The organism is Arthrobacter sp. H41 (genome assembly GCF_000520535.1).
In the GTDB taxonomy this organism is placed as follows: domain Bacteria; phylum Actinomycetota; class Actinomycetes; order Actinomycetales; family Micrococcaceae; genus Arthrobacter_D.
The window spans coordinates 1-1,688 of sequence record NZ_KI914816.1 but is presented as its reverse complement, the minus strand read 5'-3'; the positions used below and the strand labels follow the sequence as shown (position 1 = coordinate 1,688).

Genomic DNA, 1,688 nt, shown 5'->3' with positions numbered 1-1,688 from the left:
CGGCAGCGAGCCGCTGCTTGTTGGCGGGATTGCCCCGCTCCGACACGAAGTCCGCGATGTCGTTGAGCGACACCGGGCGCCGCTCCAGTGCCGGCTCCCCGTTAATCGGCTCGGTGCTCTCACTCGGCGCCAGAACCACCGCTGTGGCCGGAGTGCCGTAGCGAACCACTGTCGGGACCGAGGTGGCGATGTCATCGTCCACGGGACAGACCGGCGCATTGACCAAGGCGTTGATGAGCTGGCTCTTACCCTGCTTGAACTCCCCCACCACGATGACCCGGATATCCGGGTCGGCCAATCGGCGTCGTGTCTGCTCCAGACGTTGTCGCAGGTCAGGGCGCTCCCCCGCGCTCACCAGTTCGATACCGCTTTCCACCAGCTTGACCAGCTCAACCACCGTGACACTCCTTCTGCGGGACGATTATGGCCGAACCCCGAAAACCGGCCCAACGGGATGTCGTGCTTCCCGTTGGGCCGGTTCCGTGAGACCGGGTTGGTGTTTACCTACTAGCCTGCTGCAGCTTCGACAGCGACATCGGCTTCGATTTCAACCTCGTTGTCCGCAATGATCGTGGAATCGTCGACCGAGTTGTCGTTGAGGGAATCCTCGAACTCGACATCGATTTCCGTCTCCTCGTTGAAGGAGTCCTCCACCACGACCTCCGTGGTCTCCGAGTTGTCGTTGAAGGAGTCCTCGACCTCGACCTCCGTCGTCTCCGAGTTGTCGTTGAAGGAGTCCTCGACCTCGACGTCCACCTCGGTGTTGGTCGAGTTGTCGTTGAAGGAGTCCTCCACCTTCGTGGTCTCCGAGTTGTCGTTGAAGGAGTCCTCCACCTCGACCGACTCGTCGGTGTTGAAGGATTCGTCGATCTCCACGTCGGCGTCGATCGAGTTGTCGACCGAGTTGTCGTTGAGCGAGTCGTTCAGCACGACGTCGGTGTTGACCGAGTTGTCCGACTCATCCGTGTTGAAGGAGTCTTCGATCTCCACTTCGGCGTCGATCGAGTTGTCGGTGTTGAAGGAGTCCTCGATCTCCACCTCGGCGTCGATCGAGTTGTCGGTGGTGGTCGAGTTGTCGTTGAACGAATCCGTGATGTCTACATCGGCATCGATGGAGTTGTCCGAGTTGTCGTTGTACGAATCCTCGACCGAGTTGTCGGAATTGTCGGAGTTGTCGTTGAACGAATCCACGACGGTCGTGTTTCCAACCGCCACGTTCGCTTCGCCCTCGGCGGTGATGGTGGTGGAGTTGTCTTCCGAGTTGTCGACCGAGTTGTCTTCGGAGTTGTCCAGGGTGGTGTCCCCGGAGGTGCTGGAATTGACGACGACAGCCTCGTCGCCCGACGCGATGTAGGCGTCGTTGTCGAACATCTGCGTCACGTCGCCTTCAGCCCAGATGTTCTGGTTTACCGACTGGTCAACACTGGTATCGCGGTCGTCCACCGTGACCGTGTAGGAGTAATTATTGACGACGTGCATGATCTGCTGCACGGCGTGGCCGTGGTCGTCGGAGCCGTGGTCGTGGCCGTAATGCTCGTCCTCGTCGTCCTTGCCCCAACCGCCGCCGTGGCCCTTGTCGTCGTCCTTGTCGTCCTTGTCGTCCTTGTCCTTGCCGTAATCCTTGTCGTGCTCGTCCTTGTCGTCCTTGTCGTCCTTGTCGTCCTTGTCCTTGCCGTAATCCTTGTCGT

2 protein-coding genes are annotated in these 1,688 nt (G+C 59.7%); both read right to left on the bottom strand.

Annotated elements, in window-relative coordinates; translation table 11 throughout:
* Positions 1-397: dynamin family protein (locus Y705_RS19815; RefSeq protein ID WP_216698794.1), on the bottom strand; the 397-nt coding region annotated here is incomplete at its 3' end.
* Between the two features lie 110 nt (positions 398-507).
* Positions 508-1,688: midas domain-containing protein (locus Y705_RS22405; RefSeq protein WP_049822725.1), on the bottom strand; the 1,181-nt coding region annotated here is incomplete at its 5' end.